Origin of the sequence: Bacillus sp. YBWC18, assembly GCF_002998775.1 — a bacterium.
In the GTDB taxonomy this organism is placed as follows: Bacteria; Bacillota; Bacilli; order Bacillales; family Bacillaceae; genus Bacillus.
Genome location: NZ_PVRI01000002.1, coordinates 62619 through 78228 on the forward strand (window position 1 = coordinate 62619; position 15610 = coordinate 78228).

Genomic DNA, 15610 nt, shown 5'->3' on the forward strand with positions numbered 1-15610 from the left:
AGGAAAAAAGTTCAACATAAGTTGAACTTTTCAGCGCTTTCTACTGAATTTTCATGAATGACGCTGATCCTTTTCCTGACTTATTTTTCATCAGCAAACCATTTTTTAATTAATTTATCAAGTTCGCCATTGTCTTGCATTTCTTTTAATGATTGATTAAATTTGGCTGTTAAGTCGCTATTTTTCTTGAATGCAATGGCTGAACCTTCGTTTGAACTATTCAATCCAAATGCTTGGAAGTCTTTTTCTTTTTTCAAATAACCAGCAGCTACTTTATCTTCAATAATGGCTGCATCAAAACGACCTGCTTTGATTTCTTGAATGATATCAGAGATTTTATTACGGTCTTCCACTTTTAAGTTATATTTCTTTTGCAAACCGTTTGCTTCATCCTGCTGGATTGAACCTAATTGAACGCCGACTGTTTTATCTTTTAAGTCTTTCTCTGTTTTCATTCCGCTAGATTTCTTTGAGACAACTAAGTTTTTAGCATTGTAATAAACATCAGAGAAATCTAATTGTTTTTTTCGTTTTTCTGTAGGGGTCATGCCTGCAAGGACGATATCAGCTTTATTTGTTTTAAGCGCTGATACAAGGCTTGCAAAATCCATATCTTGAATTTCTAGCTTGTAGCCGTTCTTTTTCGCTAGTGCTGTTGCAAGATCGACATCAAAACCGACAATTTCATCTCCGTCTTTTGATTCAAATGGCGGATAATCTGCTGATGTCGCCATAACGAGTGTTTTGTCATCTCCTGATGCGTTTGAATTATTAGAAGAAGTTCCGCAAGCTGCGAGTGCAGCTGCAAGACCAGCTGTCATAAGTAATAATAACCACTTTTTCATAAGATAATGCCTCCCAATATTTAAAATCATGTATTGTTTTGAATATTTATTCACTATAATGTATTTTAAACACTTTCTTTTTAAGATGCAATAGTATTTTGCTAAAATTATTTTGATTCAATGGTCTTATAAAACAAAAAGCAGACCGATCTAAAGACCGGACTGCTTTTTATTTCATCATTCAAACGTCACACATTAAATTTCTTCGCAATGCTCATCGAATGCAGCTTGAAGCTTTGACACGACTTCCATTGGCTCGTGTCCTTCAATTTCATGACGTTCGACCATTTTAATGATCTTTCCATCTTTTAATAATGCAAAGGATGGTGAAGATGGCGGGAAGCCTTCAAAGTATTCACGGGCTCTTGCTGTTGCCTCTTTGTCTTGTCCAGCAAACACTGTCAGCAATTGATCTGGACGCTTATCGTAATGAACAGAATAGCCTGCAGCTGGTCTTGCAATACCGCCAGCACATCCGCATACTGAATTCACCATCACAAGTGCTGTGCCTTTTTTAGACAGTGCTTCATCTACCTCTTCAGATGATGTAAGCTCAGTATAGCCTGCCTGTTTGATCTCTTCTCTCGCTTGTTTCACAATATCATTCATAAATAAATTAAAATCAATATTCATTGTCCGTCCACTCCTTTAGCATGCCAAAACCATTTTAACAACATCATATCAAGGAAAACGCCTGCGGGCAAATGTGTTGTCTTTTCATTCCCCACTTTTTCTGAACATCGTTTATACGCCGCAAAATTGGGGAAAAGTGATGATAAAGAGATGAAAGGGAGAACTGCGTGATGGCACAATTCAAAAAAGCGATGCTCATTTATAATGGAAATGCTGGACAAAAAAACATGGAAAAAATTCTCGGTCAAACAGTACCTCTTCTTTCTCTACATATTGATGAACTCATTCTTAAACCAACAAAACAGCCAAATGATGCTTATCAATTCTGTCGTGCAATTGATGAGACGATAGAATTGCTTATCATATTAGGCGGAGATGGAACCGTGCATGAATGCATGAATGGCATCGGCGGTTTAGAAAAAAGGCCGGCTGTAGCGATATTACCAGGCGGGACATGCAATGACTTTTCTCGAACGCTTGGTATTCCGCAACAAATGCAAAAAGCCGCTCAAATAATTGTAGACGGCATAGAAAAGAAGGTCGACTTAATCAAAGCAGAAGATCGATACTTGTTAAACTTTTGGGGCATCGGGCTGATTACAGACACATCCAACAATATTAATGACAAGGAAAAAGCTGTACTCGGCAAAATCAGCTACTTCACAAGTGCCCTGCGCACCTTGCAGCAAACAGATCCTTTTCACGTACGAATTGAAACAGAGGAGGAAAGCTGGGAAGAAGAAGCCGTCATCGTTCTTGTCATGAATGGACATTTCATCGGGACAAATAAAATTGATTTGCCCAATGCTGCAATTGATGATGGGAAAGCAGAAATCTTCATTTGCAGAAATACGAGCTTCTCTGCTCTAAAAGAAATCTTTTCTATGAACCGGGAAGAACTGGAGGATTTCACCGGCGATCTCTCCCTCATTCAAGCGTCCAGTATTCGGATCCACACAAAAGAGGAAATGGATGCCGATACGGATGGCGAAGTGTACATGACAGCCCCTGCTTCTTTAGAAGTGTTAAAACAGCATTTGACCTTTATTGTTCCAGCAGAATAAAGAAAACGCCCGAAATCATTCTTTTTCGGGCGTTTTTTTGATATAGCGTCTGTATAAATATTCAAGTGCATAGCCAAGCAGCGTCCCGGCAAGAAGAGAAATTCCTAAGAGACTATTTGCTGCTCCTTTAAATCCACCGACAATCAGCAAGCAATACACAATTTGAATCATTGAAACGATTGATATGATGAGTAGTAATCTTTCAGGATGATTGCGTGATTTAGAAATATATCGAAGAAAAGCGAACGCAATTGCTGTGATAAACATGAGCCCAACCGTTAAAAACGCAAAAAAGTCTAATCCAGACATATCACCGCTCCTTTCTCATTATGTAGAAATCCCCCTCTCCATACCGGGAGGGGGACATTCTTGTTTTAGTAAACAGATGTCTGCTCGTCAATGCCTTCAAGGATTTGTTTTATTCGTTGAAGGAATCTGCCGCATACAAGACCATCAAGTACTCTGTGATCTAATGAGAGACAAAGGTTGACCATGTCTCTTGCTGCAATCATGCCATTTACAATCATTGGACGCTTCACGATCGATTCTACTTGTAAAATCGCCGCTTGCGGGTAATTAATGATTCCCATGGATTGTATAGAACCAAATGATCCCGTGTTGTTTACAGTGAAGGTGCCGCCTTCCATGTCACTTTGCTTCAGCGTTCCTTGTCTCACCTTGGAAGCAAGCTCATGAATTTCTTTGGCGATGCCCTTAATCGTTTTTTCATCCGCATCCTTAATGACTGGAACAAAAAGAGCGTCATCAGTCGCAACAGCAATCGAGACATTGATTGCTTTCTTTTGCACAATTTTATCTCCAGCCCACATGCTGTTCATTTCTGGGAATTCCTTTAAGCCCTGAGCCACTGCTTTGACAAAGAACGCAAAGAACGTCAAATTAAAGCCTTCTTTTGCTTTAAATTGGTCCTTGAGCTGATTTCTTCTTGTCACAAGGTTTGTCACATCGACTTCCATCATCGTCCATGCGTGCGGAATTTCATGTTTGCTTCTCAGCATATTTGCCGCAATCGCCTGCCTAATTGGCGTGACTGGCAGTTCAACATCACCAGGCATTGTAGAGACGGAAGGGGCCGCTTTTGGTTTTGATGGCTGCGCAGGCTCCGGCTTTGCCGCCTGTTCATTAACAGGTGCTGCCTTCTCTTGTACGCCGCCGTTTTCAATGAGCTGAAGTAAATCTTTTCTTGTGATTCGTCCGCCTGCTCCGGTTCCTTGAACAGCCGCTAAATCAATACTGTGCTCATCTGCTAAACGAAGGACTGCTGGAGAGTAGCGTTTCTTTTGACTTTGATTCTCTTTTGTTTGATCTGCTTTAGGTGCTTCACTTTGCTCAGGTGCCGCTTCTTCTTTCGCACTCTGCTGCGAGCTGCCCTCTACTTCAATTTCACAGAACACTTCTCCTACTTGCAGCGTATCGCCTTCTTCAGCCGATAGTTTTGTAATCGTTCCTGTAAAAGATGACGGGACTTCTGCGTTCACTTTATCCGTCATGACTTCCGCAATCGGATCGTATTTATTCACATGATCGCCAGGTGAAACGAGCCATTTGCTAATGGTTCCTTCTGTTACACTTTCACCTAGCTGAGGCATTTTCATTTGTTCAATTGCCACTTGAAACCCTCCTCTTTCTTAAAACGCCGCTAGCTCTCTCATTTCAGCTTCTACCTTATCTGGATTGACCATGAAGAATTTTTCCATTGGCGGCGCATAAGGCATTGCCGGGATTTCTGGTCCGGCTAGACGTTTGATTGGTGCGTCTAAATCAAATAAGCAATGCTCTGATATGATCGCCGCTACCTCACTCATGATGCTGCCCTCTTTTGTATCTTCCGTTAGAAGAAGCACTTTGCCTGTTTTTGATGCCGCTTCAATAATGCCTTCCTGATCGAGCGGGTACACTGTTCTCAAATCGAGAATATGCGCAGAAATGCCGTCTTTCGCAAGGCGGTCTGCTGCTTGCAGCGCAAAATGGACACAGAGGCCATATGTAATGACCGTGATATCATCGCCTTCACGTTTCACATCTGCTTTTCCAATAGGGAGTGTGTAATCCTCCTCAGGTACTTCTCCTTTGATGAGACGGTAGGCACGTTTGTGTTCAAAGAACAATACAGGATCTGGATCACGCACCGCAGCCTTTAAAAGACCTTTTACATCATAAGGTGTAGAAGGCATGACAATCTTCAAACCAGGCTGATTGGCAAAAATCGCTTCAACCGATTGTGAATGATAAAGCGCCCCGTGTACACCGCCCCCGTAAGGTGCGCGGATGACCATTGGACAGCTCCAATCGTTATTTGAGCGGTATCTGATTTTCGCAGCCTCTGAAATGATTTGGTTGATTGCAGGCATAATGAAATCCGCAAATTGCATCTCCGCAATTGGGCGCATTCCATACATCGCTGCCCCAATACCTACACCAGCAATGGCTGATTCTGCAAGAGGTGTATCCATGACGCGCGCCTCTCCGAATTGCTCATAAAGACCCGCTGTCGCTTTAAATACGCCGCCCTTTTTCCCGACATCCTCTCCGAGCACAAACACTTTTGGATCTCGTTCCATTTCTTCTTTCATCGCCAGTGTAATGGCGTCTATATATGACATAACAGGCATTTTTCTTCCCCCTTACTCCGCATACACGTAACGAAGTGCGCTTTCTGCATCAGCATAAGCAGCGTTTTCCGCTTCATCAGTCGCTTCGTTTACGATTTGCATGATTTCTTTTGTCATCTCTTCTTTCATTTCAGAAGTCATGACGTTTCCTTCGATTAAATACGTTTCATATTGGATGAGCGGATCTTTCTTTCTCGCTTCGAGCACTTCTTCTTTTTCTCGATAGCTTGAATCATCATCATCACTTGAATGCGCAGTTAAACGGTAAGAGATCGTTTCAATCAACGTTGGCCCTTCGCCTCTTGCCGCACGGTCTCTCGCTTCTTTGACAGCGGCATATACTTCAAGCGGATCATTGCCATCAACGGTTACACCAGGCATTCCGTACCCAATTGCACGATCTGAAATGCGTTCACATGCCACTTGTTTGTCATACGGCACGGAAATCGCGTACTTATTGTTTTCACACATGAAAATAACAGGCAGCTTATGCACAGCAGCGAAGTTAGCGCCTTCGTGGAAATCACCTTGGTTTGAAGAGCCCTCACCGAACGTGACAAAGCTGACAAAGTTTTTCTGCTCCAGACGTCCAGCAAGTGCAATCCCCACTGCATGAGGAACCTGCGTTGTGACAGGTGAAGATCCCGTCACAATTCGATTTGATTTTTGTCCAAAATGACCTGGCATCTGTCTTCCGCCCGAGTTTGGATCGTCTTGTTTTGCGAAACCAGACATCATTAAATCTTTGGCTGTCATCCCAAATGCGAGGACAACCCCCATATCACGGTAGTAAGGTAAGACGTAATCCTCTTCTCTATTGAGAGCAAAAGCAGCACCGACTTGCTGCGCTTCCTGCCCTTGACAAGAAATCACGAATGGAATTTTACCAGAACGGTTTAAAAGCCACATCCGTTCATCAATTTTCCTTGCTAGAAGCATTGTTCTATATATATCAATTGCTTGTTCATCTGATAATCCTAATTCCTGATGACGCATGTTACTCATCCTATTTCCCTCCTTGATTAAAAATGGATCGCCTTCCCGTCAACAGCAAGAGCTGCCTCACCAATCGCCTCTGATAAGGTTGGATGCGGGTGGATCGTTTGCCCCACTTCCCACGGCGTTGCATCAAGTACTTTGGCTAATCCAGCTTCAGATATCATATCTGTTACATGAGGACCAATCATATGAATCCCTAAAATATCATCTGTCTTTTGATCGGCAATGATTTTGACGAATCCATCAGATTCCCCGTACACAAGCGCTTTACCGATCGCCATAAATGGAAATTTCCCCATTTTCACTTCGAAGCCTTGCTCTTTTGCCGCCTGTTCAGTGAGTCCAACACTAGCGGTTTCTGGGTGAGAGTAGACACATTTAGATACGAGCGTTTCATCGAGCGGCTTTGGATCTTTCCCAGCCATATGTTCCACAGCAATCATGCCTTCGTGTGAAGCCACATGTGCCAGCTGAAGCCCGCCAATGACATCTCCTATTGCGTAAATATGCGATTCTTTCGTTTGATAATGTTCATTCACGACAATGCCTTGTTTTTCTGTTTGGATGTCCGTGTTTTCAAGACCAATGCCTTCAATATTTGGTACTCTGCCGACTGAAAGAAGAAGTTTTTCCGCTTCAAACGTCTGAATGTCTCCATCCTTTTCTGCTTGAATCGTCACGAGATTCTCCTGCTTTTTGACGGTATCTGGCAGTACTTTCGCATTTTTCACAAAGGTGATGCCTTTTTTAGATAAAAGCTTTTCCATTTCTTTAGAAATGTCATGATCCTCTGTTGGCAATATGCGATCTGCAAATTCAATCACAGTCACCTTCACACCAAAATCATTGAGCATGGAAGCCCACTCAATTCCGATCACCCCGCCGCCGACAATGAGCATTGACTGTGGAAGCTCTGGCAGTTCAAGTGCATCATCTGATGAAAGAATGTGCGTCCCATCTGCTTCAAGCCCAGGCAGCATCCGCGGTCTTGAACCTGTCGCAATAATGACCTGCTTTGGAATGAGCATTTCATTTTCATCTCCATTTGCCATTTCTACGGAGATGGTTCCTGGCATTGGCGAAAAGATAGATGGACCAAGGATACGGCCGATCCCTTCATAGACATCAATTTTTCCTTGTTTCATTAAGTGTTTGACGCCGCCTGCTAGTTTCTCTACAATCTCTGTTTTTCTTTTCTGCACATTGGCAAATTGCAAGGCAATGCCGTTTGCCTCAACGCCAAAATCAGCAGCACCTTTGACGGTTTGATAGACTTCTGCACTTCTAAGCAGCGCTTTAGACGGAATGCATCCTTTATGCAGACATGTTCCGCCAAGCTTTTCTTTTTCTACAACTGCTGTTTTCAATCCAAGCTGTGAGGCACGAATGGCCGCTACATAGCCGCCTGTGCCTCCACCAAGAATGACGAGGTCATATTCAGTTGCCATGACTTGTCACTCCTTTCTTCATCCGTTGATCATTTGGGTATTCTTTCGGTGATTCTTCTTCTTTTAAAATACGAAGTGCACCTTCTGCTAAGGATTGCAGTTCATTTTCGCCTGGATACACGACAACATCTGAAATCCAGTCAATGTATCCTCTAATACTTGATGTAATTTGTTTGCTGTACGCAAGTCCACCTGTTAACACAATGACATCAACTGCTCCTTTTAAGACAGCACTAGCCGCACCGATTTCCTTGGCAATTTGATAGCACATCGCTTCATAAATCAGCGCCGCCCGTTCATCGCCTGCTTCAATCATGCGCTCCACTTTCACAGCATCTGTCGTGCCAAGGTAGCCCGCAAGTCCGCCTTCACCAATAATGCGTTTCAGCATTTCCTCTTGGCTGTACTCACCAGAAAAGCAAAGATTGACGAGGTCACCTGTTGGCAGGGTCCCCGCTCGCTCCGGGCTGAAAGGTCCTTCGCCATGCAGTCCGTTATTGACATCAATGACTTTTCCTTTTTCATGTACACCAATGGTGATGCCGCCGCCCATATGCGTAATAATCATGTTCAAATCTTCGTAACGCTTCCCAAAGGATGCAGCCGTTTTTCTTGCGACTGCTTTTTGATTTAATGCATGGAAGATGCTTTTTCTTTCAATCGTTGGCAGCCCTGAAATACGAGCAATTGGTTTTAGTTCATCCACCACAACTGGATCGACAATAAAAGCTGGGATGTTCAGGCCAAGTGCAATTTCTCGTGCAATGATACCGCCCAGATTTGATGCATGCTGGCCGGCATATCCTTCTTTCAGGTCTTCCACCATTTGCTCATTGACTTCATATGTGCCTCCTTCGATAGGCCGGAGAAGGCCGCCGCGTGCGCACACTGCATCAAACTTTGAGATGTTCATCCCTTGTTCATGCAGCGTTTTCAGGATTGTTTCTTTACGAAATGAAAATTGATCAATGATATGTGGGAATTGCTTTAATTCCTCATCTGTATGTCTGAGTGTCGTTTCAAAAATAGATCGTTCATTGTGAAACACACCGATTTTTGTTGAAGTAGAGCCAGGATTGATTGTGAGAATACGCCATTCTTTTGTCAGCAAAAACAAAACCTCCGTTTCAACTCATTCTTCAAATTAGCGACGACTTAAAATATGTTGACCATTTTGCAGGAATTGGCTTCTTGATTTGCGCATTCTTTCAATTCGCTCCTCTGCCAATCGGTCTGCCGCTTTATAAGTTGGAATGGCATCACGGTTTGAAATTTCAATGACACGTTCAATATTTTGGTAAATACCTTCCACTTTTTTCATCGCACGATCTGCATTATAGCCATAAAGCTCATCAGCAACGTTAATCACGCCGCCTGCATTGATCACATAATCAGGTGCATAGACAATGCCCATTTCATGGATAAGATCGCCGTGATGCGTTTCTCTCAGCTGGTTATTGGCTGCACCTGCGATGACCTTTGCTTTCAACTTAGGAATCGTTACATCGTTAATCGTTGCACCAAGTGCACATGGTGCATAAATATCACATGCTTGATCATAAATATCGTCAGGGTCTACTGCTTTTGCACCAAAGTCTTCTACAGCTCGTTTTACAGAGTCTTTGTTGATATCTGTGACAATCAGCTGTGCGCCTTCTTCGTGCAGGTGTTTACACAGATTGTAGGCCACATTCCCAACACCTTGGACAGCAATTGTTTTTCCTTCTAATGAATCGGTCCCAAATGCAGCTTTGGCAGCAGCTTTCATCCCTTTATATACACCGTAAGCCGTAACAGGAGACGGATTTCCGGAAGAACCAAATGCAGGAGAAATACCTGTCACAAAGTCTGTTTCTTCATGAATAAGATCCATGTCTTCTACCGTTGTACCGACATCCTCCGCTGTGATATAGCGGCCATTCAATCCTTGAATGTAGCGTCCAAACGCACGGAACATTTCTTCATTTTTATCTTTTCTCGGGTCACCGATGATGACTGTTTTCCCGCCGCCAAGATTCAGGCCTGCTGCTGCGTTTTTATAAGTCATCCCTCTTGCTAGACGTAACGCATCTTCGATCGCTGCTTCTTCGTTTTCATACGTCCACATTCTCGTCCCGCCTAGTGCTGGCCCAAGTGTTGTATCATGAATAGCAATAATGGCTTTTAAGCCAGACTGTTCATCCTGACAAAATACAAGCTGCTCATAATCGTATCGTTCCATATATTTAAAAAGTTCCATTGTTTATTCCTCCTATGACTTCCGCTTAATTTGATGTACAGATGGCAAGTGCAATTGAATAAAGCTTACTTTCGGCTGTATCCGACCGGCTTGTTAAGGCAATCGGCGCCTTCGCTCCTGCCACCACAGCTCCCACCTTTGCATGTGCAAAGTAGATGAGAGATTTATAAAGAATGTTCCCTGCTTCAATCGTTGGCACAAGCAAAATATCTGCATGACCGGCGACATCACTTGTAATATTTTTATGAGAAGCTGCCGTTTGAGAAATGGCATTGTCTAAAGCAAGAGGCCCGTCAATGAGGCAGCCAGAAATTTGACCTCGCCTATTCATTTGTGCCAGACTTGCCGCTGTCAAAGTTGAATCCATTGCCGGGTTCACGACCTCTACCGCAGATAACACTGCCACCTTTGGCATGTCGTTTCCGACAGCTTGTGCTACTTGAACAGCATTGATCGTGATCTCTTTGAACATATTTAAATCGGGCGCGATGTTCATCGCAGAATCCGTGACATAAATAAAACGATCAAAGCCCGGCACTTCGAATGCCGCGACATGTGATAGGACACTCGCTGTCCGCAGCCCGTACTCTTTATTCAGTACGGCTTTTAAAAGAACGGCTGTCGGGACATGCCCCTTCATCAATATATCTGCATGCTTCTCACTCACTGCCTGCACGGCAATTTTGGCTGATTCTTCAGGAGAATCCGAATGAATAATATCTATCCAGTCCTCATTGATCTCATGCTGTTTCACCAGCTCCTTCAGGTTGCGTTTGTTCCCAACCAGCAGGAAGCGAGCGACCTTTCGTTCAATTGCCATCTTGATGGCATGAAGCACTTCTTCGTCTTCTGCATGAGCCACAGCAGCAGTTTTATTTTGCAGCTGGGCGGCTTTCATAATCAGATCGTCAAGCTTCATATATGTCCACCTTTCCTTATGCTCGGTTCATGGTTTTCATATGCAAGTTCTGTGCCAGCTTGAAATGCAGCGACATAAGACATTTCGCATGAAATACATGCAATTTTCTGCAGGTAACATGCATTTTATTGCATGCTATCTTTTGCAAGTTGATATTTATCCATTTTATAGTAAAGGTTTCGAATGCTAATCCCTAACGTTTTCGCTGTTTTCGTGCGGTTGAATTGATGCTTTTCAAGGGTTTGTTTAATCAGCTGCGCTTCAAATGCCTCAACAGCATCAGAAAGTGTCTCTCCCTCAAATTGACTGACAGCCAGTTCCTGCTGCTCTTTTTCTTCCTGCTCTTCTGACTCCATGAAGGAAATATGATCTTCATCGATCCATTCTTCTTGCGGGTTCAAAAAGATCATGGCTCGTCCAAGGACATTTTCCAGTTCTCTTACGTTTCCAGGCCAACTGTAGGATCGAAGTCTATCGAGCGCCCCTTCCGTTAAGCCGCTCACATTTCGTCCATAGTCTAAATTGATCTTCTGGATGAGACGTTTGCTTAAGGAGTCAATATCTTCAAGGCGCTGCCTTAGCGGCGGAATAGAGATCGGATATCTGTTCATGCGATAATATAAGTCCTCTCTGAATTTTCCTTCCGCCATCGCTTTTTCAATATTGACATTTGTTGCGGTGATCACACGTACATCAACAGGGATGGCTTTAGTTCCGCCTACTCTGACAATTTCTTTCTCCTGCATGACGCGTAATAATTTCGCTTGTGTACTTGGCGTCATTTCACCAATTTCATCCAAAAAAATACTGCCGTGATTTGCCTCTTCAAATAGCCCTTTTTTACCGCCGCGCCTTGCACCAGAAAACGCTCCTTCCTCGTAGCCAAAAAGCTCTGATTCTAAAAGGGTTTCCGATAAGGCCGCACAGTTGACTCTTACAAAGCGATTATATTTCCGGTCACTTTCATTGTGTATAGCGTGCGCGAACAGCTCTTTCCCAGTACCTGATTCTCCCCTGAGTAAAATGGTGGCTGGTGTTTTTGCCCCTAGCTTTGCCTGCTCAAGTGCCACAAGCATTTGCTCACTTTCTCCAATAATGTCTTCAAATGTGTACTTTGCCTCAAGTGTCCGGATGAGCTGTCTTGCTTTATTCAATTCATTGGTGAGTGATTGAATTTCTGATACGTCATGAATGACGCCGACACTGCCTTTTAGAATGCCATCAACGATCACTGGCGCTACGTTGACGATCACATCCTTCTTATTTGGTCCGACTTTCATTCTAACGCCTCGAACCGGCCTTCTCGTTTCAAGCACCTTCAAATGCATGCTTTCGCCTTCAGAAATATCCGCACCTGCTGGTTTGCCCACAACTTCTTTGTCTGTTAACCCCGTCATTTTCGTGTAAGCTCGGTTGATTAAAATTCCTTTCCCCTGCTCATCTACGACGGATATCGCTTCATCCGATGATTGAATAATGGCCTCAAGCATTGTCCGCACTTCTTTGAGGTTTGTGACTTCCTCCGCAAGCTCCACCGCATCTGTAATATCTTTGAAGATCGATAAAGCGCCCAGCATTCTTCCTGCGTCATCAATAATTGGCAAACGCGTTGTGACAATTTGTATTTGCTGATTCAGAAATTGTTTTTGATTAAATTCAGGCTCCCTCGATCTTAAAATATCGGGAAGCTTTGTGTTTGGAATGACTTCACGTATGTGACGGCCAATCGCATCTTTTTGCGAACATCCAACCATTTTGGCAGCCGACCGATTAAATAGGACGACTTCTTCATCCATATTAATAAAAATCATGCCATCGTTCGTTGCATTAAAAATGCGGTCATGTTTATAGGTTTGTTCCTTTAATATTTGAATGAGCTGATGCTTTTCTGACATTAATTCTGATATGACGTATGCCATCGAACTCGGAACAATGACAGCATGCTCTCGTTTTTCTTTCATCAGTTCTTTAAGCACAGCTGAACTGCCCGTTGTTTCAATGATGATATCAATGTCATCTTTTATGTATTCTTTCCAATCCGTTGTCGTATCGATTCCATTCTTTTTCGCTTCTACCATCCCCGGTGCCCCAAGATCAAGGTCGGCGATCGCAACGATTTGAATCATATTTGTTTTCAGCAATGTTTCAAGCAATATTGATCCACCGTGTCCTGCACCGACAATCAAGACTCTCTGCATCCCGTTACCCCTTTATATGAAAAAATTTGCACACCATATTTTTCCGTTGCAAAAAATTGCACAACTCTTATATTACCACGTTTTCCTTTCTTGACAAAATATTTTTTGAATTAGACAATGGAAGTAAATGACGTTTAAGGGGACATTTGATGGGGAGAATACTTGCATTAGTGATTATTTTAATACCTGGCGCGCTTGCTGCACTTGGGATTAAGCTGCTGCGTGACACGGTTTTCGGCATCATCATTGCACCATTTCCATTTTTATGGCTGCAAGGAATTGCAGGGTTATTATTTTTAGGAGGAGGTCTTTATGTAGTCGCTGGCTTTATTTTATATAGAGACCGCAAACGCAATAAAGTGACCACCCGCTTTAAGCAGAGATAGACATGAAAAAAGACCCGCTTCTGATAGCAGGTCTTTATTTCATTTCTTCTCTTATTTTGACGGCTCTGTCAGGAAAATCAGTGAAAATTCCATCGACACCTAAGGAAAACATGCTTTTCATCTGCTTTTCACTGTTTACCGTAAACGGCCTGATCACTTGCTGAGCGGCACGGAGAGCCGACACGACTTCTTTTGTCACCCCTGCGCCCTTTATATTCGGATGATAACCTCTTGCAGGTACTGTTTTTAAGTACATCTCCGGCTGATGAATCACATCCATTGTGAGAACAGCAAGCTCAACATGCGGCATCAGCTTGTGAAAAAGAGCTAAACTCCCATGATGAAACGATGAGACAAGTACACGATCTTCTATTTGAAAGTGTTCAATTTGCTCCTTTACTTTCTCTTCAATACCAGGATATCGATAAATGGAATTTTTCAGTTCAATATTGATGATGAGTGATGATTGCTGCGTCACTAGCTCCAATACTTCCTCTAAAAGAGGAATGGATACAGCACCGGTTTCTTCATAGAAAGAATGACTCGCATCTCCTGCTTTTAACTCTTCATATGTATGGTCTTTCACTAAGCCCTTCATATTCGTTGTTCTGTTCAGCTTCTCATCGTGAATGACAGCAAGCTTGCCATCTTTCGTCAGCTGAACATCGAGCTCAATTCCGTCAGCTCCAGAATGGAGTGCTTGCTCAAAGGCTATCATGGTATTTTCAGGGTAGATTCCTTTAAAACCTCTGTGTGCAAAAATTTTCGTCATAGGTCACCTCTAAGTATGATGCTTCCTTTCATTATGACGTGTCTCTTTTCGTTTTTCCAGTTTGAGCACATAAAAAAACCTCTTCTGATTAGTACGAAGAGGCTCACAGGTAAATTCGATCACGTAATCGCTCTGATGGCTTGCTCTGTCGTCTCTGCGTCAAGAGCAAAAAGGGAAGAAACAACTGCGACTGCTGTAACGACGGTTACACCTAACAACAACTTTTTCATAAGATAACCTCCACTTTCTTTTGAAGTATTTGTGCATCGAATTTCTTTTCAAGAAAACGAATGGCGTTTTGATAGTCATTTCGTTCCTTGAAGTATTTCGATATTTGTTCAGACAAATCCTCAAGCTCCACATATAATCTATTTTTTTCTATGTAGTCTAATTTTTCAGAGAATACGTCTGCTGCTCCACTATTTTCGCACATCAAATCCAAAATTTCAAATTTTACTATATATTCATTATTTTGGATATCGCAGCTATACTGAATACCCTCTTTAATATATTCCTTCGCCTCTTGATCTCCTAGATGAACCAAGGCATTTGCCAGAACATATAAAGATTGGATGTAATAATGGCTATTGTCACGGTGAATTTGAATGCCCATCCCTTTTTTGGCATATTGTGCGCTTTTTTCATAATCAGGCTTCGCATAATAAAGAACGGCTAAATTGTGATAGCATTTCCCAATCAGCACTTCATTGTTAATGCGTTTACTTTTCTCAAGTGCTTCTTGGTATTTTTCTTCTGCTTCTTCAAATTGAAACAAATCAATACAATTACTTGCATGTAAAATCAAACTGTCAATCGCCTGCGCTGTATACTCTTCATGCGCTTTGAACGTATCGATGGCTTTTTTGATATGATTAATGGATATGAAATTTTGTTTCAGTTCGTAATAGATTGAAGCAACCTTATGGTGAAAAGTTCCTACTTCAAGGTCTTCATTCACACGTTTTAGGCGCTGTTCTGCAATTTTGTAAAAACTGATGGCTTCATCATACTTTTTCACATATGCAGCATATTGGCCTTTGTAAAAGTAAAAATAAAAATTAATAATGTCATCTGCTTTCTCATCAAGCGTTCCGACACTCTTCATAATGTGATTGGCTTTTTCAATATTTCCAAGTAACATTTCATGTCTGCCATTAACAAGCTGATAATAAAGGAGAACTTCACGGTCTTCATCTGTATTTTTTAGCAAATTCTGAATTTTCTCTTTATAGACAGCAGATTTTTCTAGGTCATTCTGAGAAATGACCCTCGTCCACTTGCTAATTTCGTTCGCTACCTCAGCAGAGTGGATTTTCAGCTTTCCCATAACCTCACCCTCTTCTTCTCATTATTATAGCATAGTAAAAGAATGTGAAAATTATTAAATTCGACAATGGGAATATTCAGTTCAAATGGCACAATCTCTAAGAAGCCAGTGACTTTAAAACGCCAACCAATCAGGTCAATAGAAATA

Annotated in this window: 15 protein-coding genes; 2 read left to right on the plus strand and 13 right to left on the minus strand. The window is 42.4% G+C overall.

What is annotated here, in order from left to right:
* Positions 1–80: 80 nt before the first annotated feature.
* The gene (locus C6348_RS06520; protein WP_095285372.1) at positions 81–845 is read right to left on the minus strand and encodes a transporter substrate-binding domain-containing protein; all 765 of its coding nucleotides are present in this window, start codon (positions 843–845) and stop codon (positions 81–83) included.
* Between the two features lie 195 nt (positions 846–1040).
* The gene (locus tag C6348_RS06525) at positions 1041–1478 is read right to left on the minus strand and encodes a BrxA/BrxB family bacilliredoxin (protein ID WP_034661224.1); all 438 of its coding nucleotides are present in this window, start codon (positions 1476–1478) and stop codon (positions 1041–1043) included.
* Positions 1479–1648: 170 nt separating this feature from the next.
* Here C6348_RS06525 and C6348_RS06530 point away from each other — a divergent pair, with 170 nt between their 5' ends.
* A complete protein-coding gene (locus C6348_RS06530) occupies positions 1649–2542 on the plus strand; it encodes a YegS/Rv2252/BmrU family lipid kinase (protein WP_106042374.1) in 894 nt (297 codons plus the stop codon).
* Positions 2543–2557: 15 nt separating this feature from the next.
* Here the strand turns inward: C6348_RS06530 and C6348_RS06535 are convergent, their stop codons facing one another.
* The 9 genes from C6348_RS06535 to C6348_RS06575 all read right to left on the minus strand — a co-directional run bounded on the left by C6348_RS06535 (position 2558) and on the right by C6348_RS06575 (position 12978).
* On the minus strand, positions 2558–2851 hold the full coding sequence (locus tag C6348_RS06535; RefSeq protein WP_034661226.1) for a YesK family protein: 294 nt from the start codon (positions 2849–2851) through the stop codon (positions 2558–2560).
* A gap of 65 nt (positions 2852–2916) precedes the next feature.
* Positions 2917–4173 (minus strand): dihydrolipoamide acetyltransferase family protein, encoded by a 1257-nt coding sequence (locus C6348_RS06540; RefSeq protein ID WP_106042375.1) that lies wholly within the window; start codon positions 4171–4173, stop codon positions 2917–2919.
* A gap of 18 nt (positions 4174–4191) precedes the next feature.
* Entirely contained in the window at positions 4192–5175 is a 984-nt protein-coding gene (locus C6348_RS06545; RefSeq protein ID WP_106042377.1) for an alpha-ketoacid dehydrogenase subunit beta, read from the minus strand.
* A 12-nt stretch (positions 5176–5187) separates the two neighbouring features.
* On the minus strand, positions 5188–6180 hold the full coding sequence (locus C6348_RS06550) for a thiamine pyrophosphate-dependent dehydrogenase E1 component subunit alpha (RefSeq protein WP_060596813.1): 993 nt from the start codon (positions 6178–6180) through the stop codon (positions 5188–5190).
* Between the two features lie 17 nt (positions 6181–6197).
* Complete coding sequence (gene lpdA / locus C6348_RS06555) at positions 6198–7622, minus strand: dihydrolipoyl dehydrogenase (RefSeq protein WP_106042378.1); 1425 nt, start codon at positions 7620–7622, stop codon at positions 6198–6200.
* The gene (gene buk / locus C6348_RS06560; RefSeq protein ID WP_060596815.1) at positions 7612–8733 is read right to left on the minus strand and encodes a butyrate kinase; all 1122 of its coding nucleotides are present in this window, start codon (positions 8731–8733) and stop codon (positions 7612–7614) included. The genes lpdA and buk overlap by 11 nt, the downstream gene beginning before the upstream one ends.
* 33 nt (positions 8734–8766) lie before the next feature.
* Positions 8767–9861, minus strand: a complete 1095-nt coding sequence (bcd, locus tag C6348_RS06565) for a branched-chain amino acid dehydrogenase (RefSeq protein WP_003215658.1) — start codon at positions 9859–9861, stop codon at positions 8767–8769.
* Between the two features lie 25 nt (positions 9862–9886).
* Positions 9887–10780 carry a phosphate butyryltransferase gene (yqiS, locus tag C6348_RS06570; RefSeq protein WP_106042379.1) on the minus strand — a complete coding sequence of 298 codons (894 nt, stop codon included), beginning with the start codon at positions 10778–10780 and terminating at the stop codon, positions 9887–9889.
* 125 nt (positions 10781–10905) lie between these two features.
* A complete protein-coding gene (locus C6348_RS06575) occupies positions 10906–12978 on the minus strand; it encodes a sigma-54 interaction domain-containing protein (RefSeq protein ID WP_034661239.1) in 2073 nt (690 codons plus the stop codon).
* Between the two features lie 149 nt (positions 12979–13127).
* Between C6348_RS06575 and C6348_RS06580 the strand changes: the two genes are divergently transcribed.
* Complete coding sequence (locus C6348_RS06580) at positions 13128–13364, plus strand: DUF2627 domain-containing protein (protein WP_034661240.1); 237 nt, start codon at positions 13128–13130, stop codon at positions 13362–13364.
* A gap of 34 nt (positions 13365–13398) precedes the next feature.
* Here the strand turns inward: C6348_RS06580 and C6348_RS06585 are convergent, their stop codons facing one another.
* Positions 13399–14136, minus strand: a complete 738-nt coding sequence (locus C6348_RS06585; RefSeq protein ID WP_106042381.1) for a glycerophosphodiester phosphodiesterase — start codon at positions 14134–14136, stop codon at positions 13399–13401.
* Between the two features lie 226 nt (positions 14137–14362).
* Positions 14363–15463 carry a Rap family tetratricopeptide repeat protein gene (locus tag C6348_RS06590; RefSeq protein WP_066030680.1) on the minus strand — a complete coding sequence of 367 codons (1101 nt, stop codon included), beginning with the start codon at positions 15461–15463 and terminating at the stop codon, positions 14363–14365.
* Positions 15464–15610: the final 147 nt, after the last annotated feature.